Source organism: Bradyrhizobium sp. 147 (genome assembly GCF_023073935.1).
Taxonomy (GTDB): Bacteria; Pseudomonadota; Alphaproteobacteria; order Rhizobiales; family Xanthobacteraceae; genus Bradyrhizobium.
In genome coordinates this window covers 81,802-97,325 of the sequence record NZ_JADPKL010000042.1, presented here as the reverse complement: position 1 = coordinate 97,325, position 15,524 = coordinate 81,802, and the positions used below count along the sequence as shown (strand labels likewise).

At 64.9% G+C, this 15,524-nt stretch carries 17 protein-coding genes; 5 read left to right on the top strand and 12 right to left on the bottom strand.

What is annotated here, in order from left to right:
- Nucleotides 1-29: 29 nt before the first annotated feature.
- Complete coding sequence (locus tag IVA87_RS09780) at nucleotides 30-260, bottom strand: hypothetical protein (protein ID WP_247275878.1); 231 nt, start codon at nucleotides 258-260, stop codon at nucleotides 30-32.
- Between the two features lie 441 nt (nucleotides 261-701).
- Between IVA87_RS09780 and IVA87_RS09775 the strand changes: the two genes are divergently transcribed.
- Nucleotides 702-1,778 carry a Cj0069 family protein gene (locus tag IVA87_RS09775; protein WP_247301263.1) on the top strand — a complete coding sequence of 359 codons (1,077 nt, stop codon included), beginning with the start codon at nucleotides 702-704 and terminating at the stop codon, nucleotides 1,776-1,778.
- A 218-nt stretch (nucleotides 1,779-1,996) separates the two neighbouring features.
- A complete protein-coding gene (gene arsC / locus IVA87_RS09770; RefSeq protein WP_247301264.1) occupies nucleotides 1,997-2,398 on the top strand; it encodes an arsenate reductase (glutaredoxin) in 402 nt (133 codons plus the stop codon).
- A gap of 36 nt (nucleotides 2,399-2,434) precedes the next feature.
- Here the strand turns inward: arsC and IVA87_RS09765 are convergent, their stop codons facing one another.
- The 6 genes from IVA87_RS09765 to IVA87_RS09740 all read right to left on the bottom strand — a co-directional run bounded on the left by IVA87_RS09765 (nucleotide 2,435) and on the right by IVA87_RS09740 (nucleotide 8,480).
- Entirely contained in the window at nucleotides 2,435-3,199 is a 765-nt protein-coding gene (locus IVA87_RS09765) for a hypothetical protein (protein WP_247301265.1), read from the bottom strand.
- Between the two features lie 2 nt (nucleotides 3,200-3,201).
- Entirely contained in the window at nucleotides 3,202-3,399 is a 198-nt protein-coding gene (locus IVA87_RS09760; RefSeq protein ID WP_247301266.1) for a hypothetical protein, read from the bottom strand.
- Nucleotides 3,396-3,824 (bottom strand): hypothetical protein, encoded by a 429-nt coding sequence (locus IVA87_RS09755; protein WP_247301267.1) that lies wholly within the window; start codon nucleotides 3,822-3,824, stop codon nucleotides 3,396-3,398. The genes IVA87_RS09760 and IVA87_RS09755 overlap by 4 nt, the downstream gene beginning before the upstream one ends.
- Before the next feature lie 41 nt (nucleotides 3,825-3,865).
- A complete protein-coding gene (locus tag IVA87_RS09750; RefSeq protein WP_247333456.1) occupies nucleotides 3,866-7,279 on the bottom strand; it encodes a CHAT domain-containing protein in 3,414 nt (1,137 codons plus the stop codon).
- Between the two features lie 236 nt (nucleotides 7,280-7,515).
- Entirely contained in the window at nucleotides 7,516-8,277 is a 762-nt protein-coding gene (locus IVA87_RS09745; protein WP_247301269.1) for a hypothetical protein, read from the bottom strand.
- Nucleotides 8,278-8,291: 14 nt separating this feature from the next.
- Entirely contained in the window at nucleotides 8,292-8,480 is a 189-nt protein-coding gene (locus tag IVA87_RS09740) for a hypothetical protein (protein ID WP_247301270.1), read from the bottom strand.
- Nucleotides 8,481-8,729: 249 nt separating this feature from the next.
- Between IVA87_RS09740 and IVA87_RS09735 the strand changes: the two genes are divergently transcribed.
- The gene (locus IVA87_RS09735; protein WP_247301271.1) at nucleotides 8,730-9,707 is read left to right on the top strand and encodes a DUF2336 domain-containing protein; all 978 of its coding nucleotides are present in this window, start codon (nucleotides 8,730-8,732) and stop codon (nucleotides 9,705-9,707) included.
- Here IVA87_RS09735 and IVA87_RS09730 read toward each other — a convergent pair whose 3' ends face one another.
- Genes IVA87_RS09730 through IVA87_RS09720 form a run of 3 tightly spaced genes read right to left on the bottom strand, consistent with a single transcriptional unit; the run spans nucleotide 9,708 to nucleotide 12,657 of the window.
- Nucleotides 9,708-10,052: a DUF1491 family protein gene (locus tag IVA87_RS09730; RefSeq protein WP_247301408.1), complete on the bottom strand. Its 345-nt coding sequence runs from the start codon at nucleotides 10,050-10,052 to the stop codon at nucleotides 9,708-9,710.
- A gap of 57 nt (nucleotides 10,053-10,109) precedes the next feature.
- Nucleotides 10,110-10,811, bottom strand: a complete 702-nt coding sequence (locus IVA87_RS09725) for a peptidoglycan-binding domain-containing protein (protein ID WP_247301272.1) — start codon at nucleotides 10,809-10,811, stop codon at nucleotides 10,110-10,112.
- Entirely contained in the window at nucleotides 10,804-12,657 is a 1,854-nt protein-coding gene (locus IVA87_RS09720) for a PAS domain-containing sensor histidine kinase (RefSeq protein WP_247301273.1), read from the bottom strand. Before IVA87_RS09720 ends, IVA87_RS09725 begins: the two co-directional genes overlap by 8 nt.
- Nucleotides 12,658-13,066: 409 nt before the next feature.
- Between IVA87_RS09720 and IVA87_RS09715 the strand changes: the two genes are divergently transcribed.
- The gene (locus IVA87_RS09715) at nucleotides 13,067-13,501 is read left to right on the top strand and encodes a DUF5330 domain-containing protein (RefSeq protein ID WP_247301274.1); all 435 of its coding nucleotides are present in this window, start codon (nucleotides 13,067-13,069) and stop codon (nucleotides 13,499-13,501) included.
- 86 nt (nucleotides 13,502-13,587) lie between these two features.
- A complete protein-coding gene (locus IVA87_RS09710; RefSeq protein ID WP_247301275.1) occupies nucleotides 13,588-14,016 on the top strand; it encodes a SufE family protein in 429 nt (142 codons plus the stop codon).
- 5 nt (nucleotides 14,017-14,021) lie between these two features.
- On the opposite strand, the gene IVA87_RS09705 is transcribed toward IVA87_RS09710, so the two are convergent.
- A complete protein-coding gene (locus IVA87_RS09705) occupies nucleotides 14,022-14,438 on the bottom strand; it encodes a MucR family transcriptional regulator (RefSeq protein ID WP_247301276.1) in 417 nt (138 codons plus the stop codon).
- A gap of 147 nt (nucleotides 14,439-14,585) precedes the next feature.
- Complete coding sequence (locus IVA87_RS09700) at nucleotides 14,586-15,455, bottom strand: DUF308 domain-containing protein (RefSeq protein ID WP_247333455.1); 870 nt, start codon at nucleotides 15,453-15,455, stop codon at nucleotides 14,586-14,588.
- Nucleotides 15,456-15,524 lie beyond the last annotated feature (69 nt).

The window sequence follows — 15,524 nt, the reverse complement described above, 5'->3', positions numbered from 1 at the left end:
CTCAAGCTTGGATTTCGTCCGCCAGTGCCTCACTTCTGCTCCTTGATCTGGCCGCCACTATCGACCACGAGCCGCACTTGCTTGCCGTTCTTGACGGCCTTTGCGGTCGTGCCCTCGGCGGTCGACTTGACGTCGCTGACCTGCGAATAGCCGGCAGCCTGGATTTTGGCGATGAATTCCTCCTGTGTTAGAGCGTGTGCGCTCGACAGCCCTGACGCGAACGCGAGAAACAGGGCGGCATGAAGGATGCGTGTACACATGGTCTTTCTCTCCTGGTGAACTCCCTGCCCCAGGTTAGATCGGCTTGCGACGTGGCGCCCGGATGATCCCGGGAGACGCAACACGATGCGGCCATCGATGCGCTTCGGCGTGCGCACGATGAACCAAGAATTGTTCGGATGAGATCGGGTAATCATGACATGCGGCGCCCTTGGTGATCAGGACGCGATGCTTGGGCATGTCGCCTCACGGGGAGATCGCATGTCCCCGTTGCAGCGAGTAAAAGCCTCGACGGACGAGCTGTCAACGCGCGCATGCCCGCGGCCGGTCAAGAAATGTTCAACGTTCCGACGGAACCGAGCGAACCGGGGTCTTGAAACATGAGAACCATCTCACGTAGATTACCTGCGTGGGGATGAAGCAGACTCCCCGTGAGACTCCGGTCCAAGCTCTGCGCAGCACGCAATTCGTGGAGCTTGCGCATGGACACCGAGGAACACCCCACTTCCCGCAACACCGTAGCCATCCTCTCGCGCGGCGATGCTGCCGCGCGCCGGGAGGCGACGGCGCAAAACAGCCGCTTCGTCCGCGTCTTCGAAGCACTCGCCGCTCTCGGCATCGAAGCCCAACCGGTGATCTACGACGAAAGCTTCGCCGATGCGGTGCGCGACCAGTTGCTCGCTGCCGACGGCGTGCTCGTCTGGATCGATCCGATCCATCAAGGCAAAACCCGCGCCGAGCTCGACGACCTGCTCCGCGACGTTGCAGCGCAAGGTACATGGGTGAGCGCACATCCCGACGTGATCCTGAAGATGGGCGTCAAAGAGGTGCTCTACCGGACGCGTCACCTGGGCTGGGGCACCGACACGCACCGCTATGATACCGCCGCGGCCTTCCGCGCCGAATTTCCATCGCGCCTGCGGGCAAGCGGCCCGCGCGTGCTGAAGCAAAATCGCGGCAATGGCGGCCAAGGCGTTTGGAAGGTCGAAGCACTTCCGGACACGGACGCCATGGTCCGGGTGCTCCATGCCCAACGTGGCAGCTTGCCCGAGGACACCCAGCTCGATGCCCTCATCGCGCGCTGCGAGCAATATTTCGGCTGGGGTGGCTGCATCATTGACCAGGCATTCCAACCTCGTCTGCCCGAGGGGATGATCCGCTGCTATATGAGCGGCGCCAGGGTCGCAGGCTTTGGGCATCAATTGATCAAGGCCTTGATCCCGCCGCCGCAGCGAAGCCCGGATGCTGCTGAGGCGCAACCGGGACCGCGAATCATGCACGGGCCTGATGCGCCGCCGTTCCAGTCGTTGCGAAGATCGATGGAGCACGAATGGACCCCGCAGATGATGGAGACGCTCGGCATCGATGAATCTTCGCTACCGGTGATCTGGGATGCGGACTTCCTGTACGGGCCCCGCGATGCGTCGGGGGCCGACACATACGTTCTGTGCGAGATCAACGCGAGTTCCTGCTTTGCCATCCCCGACGAGGCGCCGGCAGCGATCGCGCGAACAGTCAGGCACCGCTTGCTGCGGACTCAGGAGGTGCGCTGCGGCTGACAGAAACTCTCGGGACCAATAGGAGTGCGCCGGCCTCGTCCGCCATCCGGCCGTGGCGGTCGCGCGACCCTGGAAAACACCTTTCGGGCCTCCGCCCCGCTGACCCGCCCCGCTTCATCCTTGGGGAGCCTTGTGGCGCGTTTGCAGATATGCTGCTGATGACTTAGCTGCTCGGACACTCGCTCGGCCAGTCCAATCCCTGTTGCGGAGGCAACCCGATGACCGTCACGATCTATCATAACCCGGCTTGCGGTACCTCGCGCAATACGCTTGCGATGATCCGGCAGAGTGGCGTCGAACCTGTCGTCATCGAATATCTGAAGACGCCGCCATCCCGCGAAACGCTGGTCGAGCTCATCAAAGGCTTGGGGATCTCCGCTCGCGCACTGCTGCGGGAGAAAGGCACGCCCTTTCACGACCTCGGCCTCGATGACCCAAAATGGTCCGATGACGAGCTGATCGACCAGATGCTCGCGCATCCCATCCTGATCAACCGTCCGATCGTGGTGACGCCAAAGGGCACACGACTGTGCCGTCCCTCGGAAGCCGTGATCGATCTCCTGGAGAATCCCGTCGGCCGGTTCGTGAAGGAGGACGGCAAGGTGGTGGAATCGCGATAGGCAGGTGCTGCTCTCGCCGGCCGCCCGTCCGCAAGGCTATCCAAGCAGCCCCTTCAAGCCGGCGTAGATCGAGCCGACCGCGGTTGCAGCGACACCGGCCAGCGGTCCGGCGGTCTGCATGAGGTCCTGGATCAAGCGGGCGCGGCGGCGCAGTTGTTCCTCGCCGACATGTTGCCCCAGCAGGCGCGCCACGCGGAAGGCGAACGCGTTCGGTTTGCCCCCGTGCGACAGCACACGCGGCAAGACCTGGAAGATCACGACGCTCAAGATATTGCCGGAGACGAAGGCCAGCAGGATGCTCGCGCCATATTCGAACACTTCCCGCCACTCGATCCAGATCGTCGGCAGGATCGGGACGTGATCGTGGATCCCGGTCACCGTCAGCATCGCGAAGATGCTGACGCAAGCCGTCAGGAACCCCAGCACAAACGCCGTCAGGGCGAAAACCCGATGCAGTGGATAGGCCACGAATCCGAACAGCAGCGGTATGGCGATCGATGCGATCCGAAGCGGGATCGGGGACACGTTGAAGGTGATGGTCACGAGCACATGCGCGATCACCAGCAGCAGGGACGGAATGGCGACATAGAGCACCGCATGCGTTCCGTAATAGCGCAGCGGATTGTTATAGCGCTCGAGGCGGACATTGACACGATCGAGATCGCGCCTGATCTTGTCCAGATCGGCAACAATTTCGTCAATCTCGACAAGCGTCGGCCGCACGACGCGCAAGTCCCGCGAGCAATGCTTGCACGCGATGGCTTCGTCCTTGATCGTCTCGGCGCAAAACGGACATTCCATCGCTAGCGCGACTTCCTTCGCCTCATGATGGCCTCGACCTCGTCTCTGGCCTGCCGCAGTTCATCGCGCAGCTCCTCGCGCTTGCGCAGGAGATCGTCGCGCTCGGCGATCAGCGTGGCGGGAACGGCGATGTCGCGCCCACAGGACGCACAAACCAGCGCACCCTCTGCAGTCCCGGACCGGCAGTAGGGGCACATCATTTGGGTGCGACCTTCAGCGTAAAGATGGTCGTGCCCGGCCGACCATCACTGTCCTTGATATCGACGCGCACCGTGTATTCGCCCGGCGGCAGTTCCGCATCCTGCATGTTGATGCCGTCGGGCTGGACGAAGGGCTTGACCCGCGGGGTCAAGTCGACATTCGGCGTCCGGAGGAAGATCACCCTGACCGATTCCGGATCAATCTTTGCCCCGCCATAGGACTGAAACTTCAATACCAGTCGCAGAGGTGAACTCGCCGAGTCGCCCGGCGAGACGAACTCGACTTTGGGGCCGCGCATGATGCCGCGCTGATCGACGGCAACCGCGCCCTTCGGCGGCGGCAGCTTCGCTTCCTCTTCCGTGATCAATGGCGTGGCGCGCGTTGGTCCGGAGAACAGCAAACCTGCGGCCATGAGGCCCAGCAAGACATTCCGCTCCATTGTCCGTGCACCCCTTCCCCGGTTGGTCAACGCAAGCCGCCATCGCCGATGATGGTGTACGGCGCCCAGAACAGCGGATGCGCATAGGTGAACTCGGTCTTGCCCTCGTTGTTGAGATAGCCGGGACCATCGATGAGAGCCATCGTCGCCTGGCGCAGCGCCTCGCTGCGCGACAGCTTGGGATCATCGGCCTGCCGCTTGAACAAGTCTGTCACCAATTGCCGTGCCGACTGCGAATGCACCGACCAGTTCGTCACCAGCAGCGCCCGCGTTCCGGCGTAGAAGAACGCGCGCCCGAGCCCGGATGCCGCCTCGGCCCCTGCGCCAGCGCCGGCGCCGGTGTTACAGGCTGACAGGACGACCCAGTCCGCGTCCAGCTTGAGACCGAGGATCTCCTCCATGGTCAAGAGCCCGTCGCCGCCCTCGCCCGTCACCGCCGGTGACGACAACGCGAGCGCCGGTTGCGTCAATCCGTTCAGCTCGCCCGGGACCAGACCGTGGGTGGCAAAGGCCAGGATTCTGAAGCCGGACAGATTCATCGTCTTCACGGCGCTCTCGGTCGCGCTCTTGCCAAGGAACAGCACCTTCGAGGGGTCCGCCTGCAGCGCCAGCGCGATCGATTTCAGCTCGTCCGCGGTATCGGGCAGACGAGGCAACAGACCGAGCTCGGCGCTGTCGACGCCCTCGAGCTTGGGACTGTTGCGTCGCTTCAGCGGCCCGCCGCGCGTGATGTTGCCGCTGGCGTCGGCGACCTGAATCTTATGCCCGCCTTCCGCTTCGGCCTGCTGATCGCTGTTGAAATAGGGATCCCCGAAGGCCACGAGGTCGCCGCGGCCGGGCTTGCCCGGCGGCAGCTGCCGCAGTGTGCGCAACGCCGCCGCCGACGGCACCGTCGACACGGCATGGGTTCGCGCCAGCCAAGGCACGTTGCGATAACCGATGAAGAGCGGGTCCTCATCCGCAGCCACCTCTGCCGGTGCCGTCGGCAACAACGCCAGCGGCAACAGTCCCAGCGCGCCATTGGTCACGACGATCAGGTTCCTGGCCGGCTTCCAGCCGCTCTCGACCGGCTTGAGCAGCAGCTCGTACAGTTCATGGCCGAGCTTGAGATCGAAGGGCGGAATGTCCGAGATCATCGCGGCCTGCGGCTCGAGCGCTTCGCGCAGCTTGCGGATCTTCGTTTCGATGTCGCCGATCCTGGCCTGGACGGCCGCGAACGCGACCGGCCCCGACTTCGGCACGGCCCAGACGAAGCTGCCGTTCTGGCCGAAATAGAACGACAGCATGGCCTCGTCGTCGGCCAGCGTCGCACGGATTTCGGCAACGCTCGGCGGCTTGGGCGAGACGAGATCGGCGTAAGTCGGAAACTTCTGCTTGATCTCCTGGCGCGCCTTGTCGCGCTGGCCGCGCAAGGCGGCGATCGCGGCCTGGATTTGCGCAACGCCCTTCTCGTCGCGCTCCGCCGCGGGGAGCGCGAGCACGTTGTTGAGCGTGCCGAGCTGGGCATTGACCTGCTTGGTCAGGTCCTGCTCCTTGCGCACGAGCTCGGCGAGCGCGGGATCCTTTGCCGCCGCGCGCGCGCTCGATGCCGCCAGCGCCTGCTGCACCGAGCGACCACGGACGGCGTCGGCGAGGCTGAACGTCTCTTCGCCGACGTCCTTGCCGGCTCCTTCCGCCCTGCCGAGCAGCAGCATATAGCTCTCGACGATGGTCTGCAGCCGCTGACTCCGCGCAGCCACCACGGTCGTGTTCTCGTCATCGGCATTTTCGTTGGCGCTTGCCATCATGACCGGAATGGCAGCCTTGAACTCCCTGATGGCATCGGCATCGCGCCGAGCGCGCATCAATCCGACCGCCAGCGTGCCACGCGCCGAAGCCGCGTCGAAATGATTTTCCCCGACCCGGGCGATCTGCTTCTTCACGAGCTGCTCGGCGGCGGCAATGCCTGCGTCGAGCTGCCCGGAACCATAGAGCGACAGGATCCGGGCCGGATTGAGCTCGAACACCTGGCGGCGCTGCGGCTCCCAGCCGGCCACAGCCTTGTCGATCCGAGCAAACATCGCGCTTGCTTCGGCGTTGTTGCGCCGAAGCGTCAATATGCCGGCGAGCTGTGACAGCAGCTGCACCGTCGCGTGCGAATCCTCCGGCACACCCACGGTCTTGTTGATGTCGAGGGCAACACGGCCGAGCTTCTCCGCCTCCTCGTAACGGCCCTGATCGACCAGAATGCCCGCCAGCGCCATCACGAAACGCGGCGTCACGGGATTGTACTTGCCGGTATCCTTCAGGCGCGAGAGCAGCGCGCGGCGCGCGTCCACCTCGGCCTCGGCGAGCCTGCCCTGCTTCGCCTTCATGCGCGCCTGGTTCAACACGGTGCCGTCGATCGCCTGCAGCAGAAGGGTCTCGGCCGGTGGATTGTCCGATTCCATGATGGCCTTCGTGCTTGCGCGCTTGCGAAGCTCTGCCGTGCGATAGGCAGCCTCGGCTTCGGCAAACTGTCCGCGTGCCTCGAAGATCAAGGCGCGAGCGAGCTCCAGCTCGCCTTCCCAGCTCTGGCCAAATCGAGCATAGGCGGATCGCCAATTGGGATGACCGCTGGTGCGGGCCTCCTGTATCGCGGTCTGGGTGCGGCGAAGATAGGCCTCCGCTTGCGCGACGTCTCCCATCTGAATGAGAACGGATGCGATCGCGCGGTTCGTATTGAACTGCATTCCCTTAGCGCCCGGCATGCTGGCCGATTCGCGCAGAAGCCTTTGCATGATCTCGAGCGAGCGTTTCGGATCGCCTGCGAGAGCGTGCTGCAGGGACTGGAGCTGCATCATCCGCCCCAGCAAATGAGGACTGACGGCGCCGCGCTCAACCTCCACGGCCTTGTCGGCGTCGGTGATGGCTTCGCCGAGGCGGCCGAGCTGCGCGCGCGCGTTGGCGCGATCGAAATAGAACTGCGCCAGATCCTGACGGGATTCCTTCCCGCTCGGTGCGGCATCGGCATCCGACTTCAGTTCGGCGATCATCTTCTCGTCGGGCTTGTCGCCGTCGAGGATCGCCGTGATGTCGGCGATGCTGCGCGGCGGCGCAACGAAGTCCTTCGGAAGCGCGGCGCCTTGCTCGAGCTTGGGCGCCGCTTCCTTCGGAATCTCGACTGCAACATTGGCGCGGCCATTGGCGGCATTCAGCGCCGCTTGCACACAGGCCCGGACCTGAGGCGTGGCCTTGGCGCGGCAAGCTTCCAGATTGGCGCCCCCGGCGGGGCCTCCTCCTGCGCGCATGCACCCCTGTACGATCGGTCGGCCGACGGTCATCCGGCAATTCTCGATCGCCGCCTCCTTGGTCAGCGCGGCTGCGGAGCCTGTCGATCCAAGCAGAATGGCAAGTGCCAGCAGGTGGTGTGGTGAAATGTCCAGACGGCTCTTAAACGGACGCGTGGCGTCTAAGCTCATCTTGAAGGACCTTTGGGTAAAATGACTTGAAGAAACGAGATAATCCTATCCAGACGGCTCGGAAGGACAAGCACAATCAATGCGGTTCCCGATGCCCAAGAGCGTTAGCGGGCTACCGCCGGCGTGAGGTCCCAAAGATCGCGCACGACAGGCGGCTCCACCTCGTCGCGCCGATTGGCCGCGAGGTAAGATGGCCGCTCTCGACAGGCAGCGAGCTTACGCGGCGAGCTTGTACGTCAGCCCTTCGAGACGAGCGCGCGGCCGTAGGGCGGCTGCGCTGCGACCGGCGGGTTGGCGGTCTGGGCGGCGAGTTCGCCGATCAGGCGGTCGGCGTCGGCGGCCATGCCGTCGGGGGCCTGGATCACCAGTCGCTCCAGCGCCCAGCGGTAGGATGAAACCCGCTGCTCAAGACATTGCTGCACCCACTGCACGATCAGCGAGTTCTCCTGCATGCGCGCGACCGCGTCGTCCTTCTCCCTCGGCGAGAGCGCGGAGACGCGTGCCATGCTGGCATCGCGCTTCCTGTCGAGATCGATGACGCGGATCGCGCTGGCGAAGAACGGCTCGAAGCGCGTGATGTCGTTGCGCACGTCCTCGATCAGCTGCGCATAGCGCGAGGAATGCGAGCGGTGCGGCTCGTCGATCAGCGTGCGCCCGTACATGGTGCGGTCGAACACGATCTTCTGCCGCCAGGGCGATGGCAGCGGCTTGTAGTCGCCGAACACGCTCTTCCAGGCGGGGCGCGACAACGGCGGCTCGATCATGGGATAGGCGAGGTCGCGAAGCTGGCGTTCTTCGTCGGTGAGCTGGAATTGCGAGGGCTTCAGGCCGACGCTGGAGGTGACCTCCGCACCTAACCAGCGATGCATGTCGTCGCTGCGCATGTCGGCGCGGGTGCGGCCGAAATCGCCGCCGCTACAGGCGCCGAGCGTCGCGCCGAGCAGCGCGAGCAGGAGGGCCGATACGAAAGGCCGGATCTGGCGGATGGTGTCCGGCATTGCAAAGCCGGACGTCAGCGGCGGCGACGACGGCGCCCCGGCGCTGTGCCCTGCTCTGGCCCGCGATCGCCGCTGGTTTCGTCCGCAACGCGCTCGATACGGACCACCGGGAGAATCAGAACCGTTCCCGTTTCCGTGTGCGGTGTGGCATCCCCCGACGAGCCTGCCCGGCGACCGGCCGGAAATTCGATGATCGTCCCCATATCCAGCTCTCTATCAATTGCCGTGCGACCAAACCGCTCATGCAACATGCATTCATTAAGATCAGTTCATGGTTAACGGGATGTAAACGCGCTTTCCGGACCGTAACCGCACGGGCCCTGGCGTCCCGTTGCGGCACGACAATGCCTTAAATTGCCGGGCCGGCTTCACGCCTCATTTTCCTTAACGAGGTTTTAAAAGACCTGCGATAGGCTCGTGACAAGTGTCTCTCCCGAGTTGCGTACGCCTCAATGACCAAGTCGCTGTTTCCCGGATTCGACGGGCTGATGACCCTCTCCCGTCGCGAAGGCGTCGACATCCGTCCGACGCTGCTGCGCGTGCTGACCGACCTCTATGTCCAGACACGCGTCCACAGCGATGACGAACAGCGGCAATTCGTCGAGCTCGCCACACGTTTGATCGACCAGGTCGACGAGGCGACGCGCGCCGCCGTCAAGGCGCGGCTCGCGGTCTATCCATCGACGCCGGTCCCGATCCTCCAGAAGCTCGGACTGGTCGCCGCCCAGGAAGGCCGCAGGGTTCCGCTGGCGCGAGAGATTGCGACGCCGCCGCCGGCACCCGCCCCGGTCCGCACGCCCACCGAGGCCGAGCAGCGCTTGGCCTCGAACATGGCGATGCAGCCGAAGGATGCCGCCGAGATCCACGACATGTTCTTCGGCGCCGGCGCCTCCGAGCGCGCGCTGATCCTGCACAATCTGGCGCAGACCCCGCTCAAGGCGGCGCCGCGGATTCCGACCGTGCGCGCCAAGCGCGCGATCCAGATCCTGGAGATGGCGGCGATCGCGGGTGACATCGAGAACTTCACCCTCGAGCTCGGCGACAGCCTGATCCTGCCCTCGCGCGTCGCGGCCCAGATCGTCGATGATGCCGGCGGCGAAGCGCTCGCGGTCGCCGCGCGCGCACTCGACATGCCGAGCCCGGTCTTCCAGCGCATCCTCTTGTTCTTCAAGCCGGAGATCGGGACCTCCGTGAACGACGTGTACCGGCTGTCGCGGCTCTATGACCGGCTCGGCGAACGCTCGGCGCTGGTGATGCTGGCGGCCTGGCGCGGCTCGACGCTCGCCGTCACCCGCGCAAAGTACCAGTCCTCGCTGCATGACGGCGAGCGCCAGCGCGCACGTACAGGCGCAAGCCAGACGCGGCCCGGCGTGCAGCCGGGCACGAGCCCGACGGTGCGCACCCGCACCGGCGGATCGTCCGATCGCTGATCAGGTCCGCGCCAGCTCCAGAAAATGCCGGCCCGCGCGGTCCTCGGTCTCGACGATCCAGGCGTCCGGATCGAAGCGAATTTCCTTGGTCAGCCGTTCCTCGATGGTGTGTTCCGGCAAAGGCTGCGGCGCGACCGGCACGAAGAAGCGGTCGACGGGGCGGCCGTCGTCATAGACGGTCTGCGGCGCCGGGGCGTACAGCATCGCATGGCCGTCGAGCAGCGATACTTTCACGAACACCGCGCCCGCCTCCTCGGCGCCGCGGCGACGCACCGCGCCGAATACGCCCTCGGTTTGGCAGCGACGCAAATAGGCGGCCACCCATATGTTGGATTTCAAACGCATGAGTCGAACGATAAGCCAGCGCTGCAAGCAGCACCAGCCTCCGTGCAGGCGCCAAGACTATTCGACGGGATGGCCGATCGCGGCCGCGAGCTCACGCAGCAGCCGGTCCGACACCTGACCGGTGACCTGCATCTTGTGCTCGCGCTCGAATTTCTGGATCGCGGACTGGGTCTCGCCGCTCATCGTGCCCGTGATCTTCAGATTGCCGTAGCCATATTCGGACAGCGCGCGCTGCACGCCGGCGATACGTCGCGCGGCCGGGCTCTGCACCGGGATCGGCGCCGGCGGGCGCACGACCGAGGGCGACGTCGAAGTCGTGGCCTTGACCAGATTGGTCATCGGATCGTTCGAGCGCGTCGAGGCGGTCGCCTCGACGGGCTTTTCGGGAGCCTTCTCGGCGACGCGCTCGACAGGTTTGGGCTCGGTGCGAAACTCCGTCGCGCGCGGCTCGAGCGGCGAAGTGTCGGCGCCAACGGGGCGCGGACGCGGCAAGGGGTTCGACAGTGACACGGACGACGGCGCGGGAAGATTGATCACCGTGCCGAACATCGGCGCGGGGTGCCGGCCGGTCTGGAGGAACAGCGCATTGGCGACGATCGCACCGATCGCGGCGGCGGCGACGAGGCCGGCCAGCGTATCCTTGGGGCTGTGCAGCAGCACGCGCATGACGAGGTTGCGCTCGGTCTCGACATCGATGACCGCGGCCTTGGCACCACGACGGCGCGGAGCAGCTTCGTCCTTTGCAGACTTCTTAGGCACTTTTCTTCACCAGCGCAGGTTGGTCGTGAGATTCTTCGTGAAGTTGGTCGTGGGGTTCCTGGCGCAACACCGGCGTCAGCGTCGCGATCTTGCTCTCCGCCGGCTTGACCTGCGGCGGCGTGTAGACGAGCGGCAGCTTGACGGTGACGGTGGTGCCCTCGCCTAACCTGCTTTGTACCGTCAATTCACCGAGATGCAACGCTATGAGGCTCTTCACGATCGAAAGTCCGAGGCCAGTGCCTTCGTGGCGGCGCTGATAGGTCTTGCCGGCCTGGAAGAACGGTGCGCCGATGCGCTTGAGATCGTCGGGCGCAATGCCGACGCCGGTGTCACTGATGCGCAGCGCAAGCTGCGCGCCCGACACTTCCGCCGTCACGGTGACCTGACCGCCGCGCTCGGTGAACTTGATGGCATTGGCGACGAGGTTGAGCACGATCTGCTTGAAGGCCCTGGGATCACCGGTCATGACGGGCAGATCCTGCGGCGCATCGGTGATGAGGTCGATGCCGTTCTCCCGCGCCTTCAGCGCCAGCAAATTGCAGCAATGCAGCAGCGCTGCGCGCGGCGCGAACGGCTCCGACGCAATCTCGAAATTGCCCGATTCCATCTTGGACATGTCCAGGATGCCATTGACGAGCGACAGCAGATGCTGGCCGGAATCGTTGATGAGCTGGGCGTATTCCTTGCGCTGGGCCGCACCCAGCATCAAGGTCTGCTCCTGCGCGATCATCTCGGAGAAGCCGATGATGGCGTTGAGCGGCGTGCGTAATTCGTGGCTCATGGTGGCGAGAAAGCGCGTCTTGGCAGCATCGGCCGCCTCGGCGGCGCTGCGGGCCTGATCTAGCGCCTGCTGGGAAAGCTTGCGATCGGTGACGTCGCGCATCACGGTAACGACTTCGGCCTTGCCCGTGACGTCATGAGCCCTGTCCTGTTCGAGCGGGCGGCAGCGCATCTCGACCCAAATGAAGTCGGTCTGGCCGCGCTCGGAGCCAGCAGGCTCCCGCCGCAACCGGAACTCGACGCTGCACACGTCACCGCGCGCCGCATCCGATAACGCAGTGAGATAGGCCGGACGGTCGGCGACGTGTACGCGGTCGAACAGGCCGTGGCCGAGCAGTTGCGTGACGGGCATGCCGAGCATGGCCTCCACCGCCGGCGAGATGAACTCGACCGCGCCGTTGCGCTGGTGCCGCGAGATGACGTCGCTCATGTTGCGCGCGAGCAGACGATAGCGCTCTTCCTCGCGCGATAGCAGCGCAACGCTGGTGCGCGCGAGCGATTCCGCGCCGAAGGCGAGGCCGGCGGCATAGAGTGTCGCCGAGGCGACGCCGAGCGCCATTAGCACGCCGCGCGCCGCAGCGCCCGGCTCCTCGACCGGCAGCCAGCCGAACTGGCTGACGAGGATCAGGATCCCGGCACAGGACAGCGCGAGCAGCGATGCGAAGGCCACAACGCGGCGCGAGGCCGACAGCGCGGCTTCGAGCGGAATCACGACCAGCCAGATCGCGGCGAAAGATTCGATGCCGCCGGTGGTGGCCGCCACCGCCATGATCAGGCTGGCAAGCGCCAGCGACGAGAGCACGTGTGCGCCCTCATAGCGGCCGGTGCGCGACAGGAACCAGGACAACAGGATCGGCGCGATCAGCCAGGCAAAGGCGGTGACCTCGATCGCGCTCGGCGCGCCGCGCAGAAAGAGATAGATCGGGAATGCGGCGAAGGCGGCCAGGCTGCCGAGCAGCCGCGGCGCCATGAAGGCACGATGGCGCGCTCGCGTCAGCGCATCGTAACGCGCGGAGGGATGCAGCAGTGCATCGAGACAATCGCGGATGGTACTCAAAACTGTCACGGGTCTCGCGCTTCGGCTCAATCGTCTGAGAAGACGTGCCGGAACGCCTCCTTGTCGTTGAGCCACCGTGTCAGAGCGACCTTAAACGAGTGCTAAGGCGGCGTGGCATGCGGCCGGACACCGCGTCATCGCGCGGCTTTTTAGATGATTTGGCGGCGTCTTCGCTGCGGATGGTGAACACGGGGTTTCACATCCCTCGGCATGGTTTCGAATTGGTGGATGCGGGGGGCCAGCAGAACCATGGGCGCGGGCGTCAATTGAAAATTTACGAGATGGTCGATCCCGCGAAGATTTTTGCGCAATTTTTTCGCGAATTAAGCTCAAGGCAATCACTTGCGATTTATCGAGCGTTGCTAGGTCCGATATCCGCGGAAATCGCCGCGGCAGGATCGAACGTACAGGTCGCAAGATGCGCTTTCTGCTCCGCATCACATTCTGGCTCGGGCTGGTGCTGGTGCTCCTGCCGCGGGACAAGACGCCCGAATCGGAGAAGCTGCCGCAGATCGGCGCCGCCGACGCCGTGCAGGCTGCGACCGCGGCGGTCTCCGACGTGACCCAGTTCTGCAAGCGTCAGCCGGCGGCCTGCGAGGTCGGCGGACAGGCCGCAACCATCATCGGCCAGCGCGCCCAGGACGGCGCGCGCAAGATCTACCAGATCATCAACGACAAGAAAGAGCAGAACACCAACGAGAAGAACGACAAGACCGACAAGAAGACGCCCGACCACACCGGCTCGATCGCGCTGGCCGGCGAAGGCGACATTGCTGCGAGCGAGGCGCCGCACGACACCCTGACCCAGGACGACCTCGCGCTGGAATGGCGCGGACCTGCCACGGCGAATTAGGCCTGCACCGTCAATTAGCGCCCAAACCCTATCGATTTCAGGGCTTCGCGTCCCTATATTGGCCTGAACGGGAACCATGGGCCAGCATGACGACGATCGACGAAATCAGGGACAATTTCGAGCTTCTCGACGAGTGGGACGACCGCTACCGGTACGTCATCGAGCTCGGCCGCACCCTGGAACCGATGCCGGAGGCGGAGCACTCTGCCGAGAACAAGGTGCAAGGCTGCGTCAGCCAGGTCTGGCTCCAGAAGCTGGTAGAGCGCAGCAATGGCGCGCCGGTCCTGAAATATCGCGGCGACAGTGACGCGCATATCGTGCGTGGTCTGGTCGCGATCGTGCTCGCGCTCTATTCAGGCCGGACACCGCAGGAGATCCTGGATACCGATGCGATTGCGGTGTTCAACGAGTTCGGCTTTCGCGATCATCTGACGCCGCAGCGGTCCAACGGACTGCGCTCGATGGTCGAGCGCATCAAGACCGACGCCAAAGAGGCGCTCGCGGAAGCTTCGTAAGAATTTTACTTCCGTTTCCGCTGCTGCTGTCCCAGCCCCATCTGTTTCGCCAGCTGCGAGCGGGCCACCGCATAGTTCGGCGCGACCATGGGATAGTCGGCCGGCAGGCCCCATTTCTCGCGATATTGTTCCGGAGTCATGTTGTACTGGGTTCGCAGATGGCGCTTCAGCGACTTGAAGCGCTTGCCATCTTCCAGGCACACCAGATAATCCGGCGCGATCGACTTCTTCAGCGACACCGCCGGCTTGGCCGGCTCGAGCGGCGCGGTCTCGGTGCGGCCTGACGAGACCCGCACCAAGGCGCCATGCACCTGGCTGATCAGGTTCGGGATCTCGGCCGCCGCCGTCGGATTGTTGCTGAGATAGGCCGACACGATGCTCGCGGTCAGCTCGATGAAATTCTTATTCCCAGCATCCGACATACGCCCACCCCTTCTCCACCTTGCGTCTCACGGGATTGACGACGTCAGAGTATTCCGTGTCAACAATACGTTCGGCTGAACCACAACGACTGACGACGACGGGCTGATTACTGGTGAACGGCGGCGCTTTACTTTCAAACAGCGGCCTCAGCCCCGCTGGTCGAGATGCGCGCGGAGCTCGTCGATGGAGGCAAAGCGCATCATGCCCTCCGGCATCTGCGCTTCGATCGAACCGTCGGAATAGAGCGAATAGGACATGCCATCGACGACGCCGGATTTGAGCACGGTCACGGGCGTCTGCTCGGCCGCAGCCGCCGGCTCAGGTGAAGGCGCCGGCTCAGGTGCAGGGGGCGGGGGAGCGGCTTCCGCAAAGATCGAGGGCGAGCGCGGCGGCGGGCGGCGCGCGGTGACCGGCGGCTCCGGCGGGCGCATGCGTTCCGGCTTCGGCCAGGCATCCTCGAAACTGGCAGGCGGACCGTCCGGGGCTGCGGGCTCTTCATGAGACGGTTGCCGGCCCTCCGTGGGCTTTGCCTCCGCGCGCTCACGCTCCTTGCGCGAGGTCGAGGCGAACAACAGGTTGCGGCGGCGCGGCGCTTCCGGAGCCGCAGGAGGCGTTGGTGGCTCGGGCGCCTCGGCGCCTGGACGCTCGCGCAGGGCGGCTTCGCTCTGCCACGGCGGAGGGCCTGCGGCTGGTGGTGGCTCCGGCTCGGTCTTCGCAGGCGAGGCAAGCGCCGGCTCGGGCGCAGGCGCACCCGGCATTGCGAGACCCGGCAGCACGGGCCTGACCCGAACCTCGGACGATGCGGCTGATCCGGCGGCCAACCGGCGGGCGATGCGCCTCAGCTCAAGGAGCAGAAGATGCAGGCCGACCAGTAACATTCCGGTGCAGACGCCGATGGTTCCGGAGATTATGAGAGTGCTGCCGACGCTGAATTCCCTGACGGAGTAGCCGAACAGGATCGCAAGGAGGCCCGCCAGAACGGCGAATATCCCCACGATCAGCAATGCCAAGATCATCGAACTCACCCCCGACCGCGCATCCACGCGCGACGCTCGTCACGCCACGATACCGTCATCCGGTGTTCC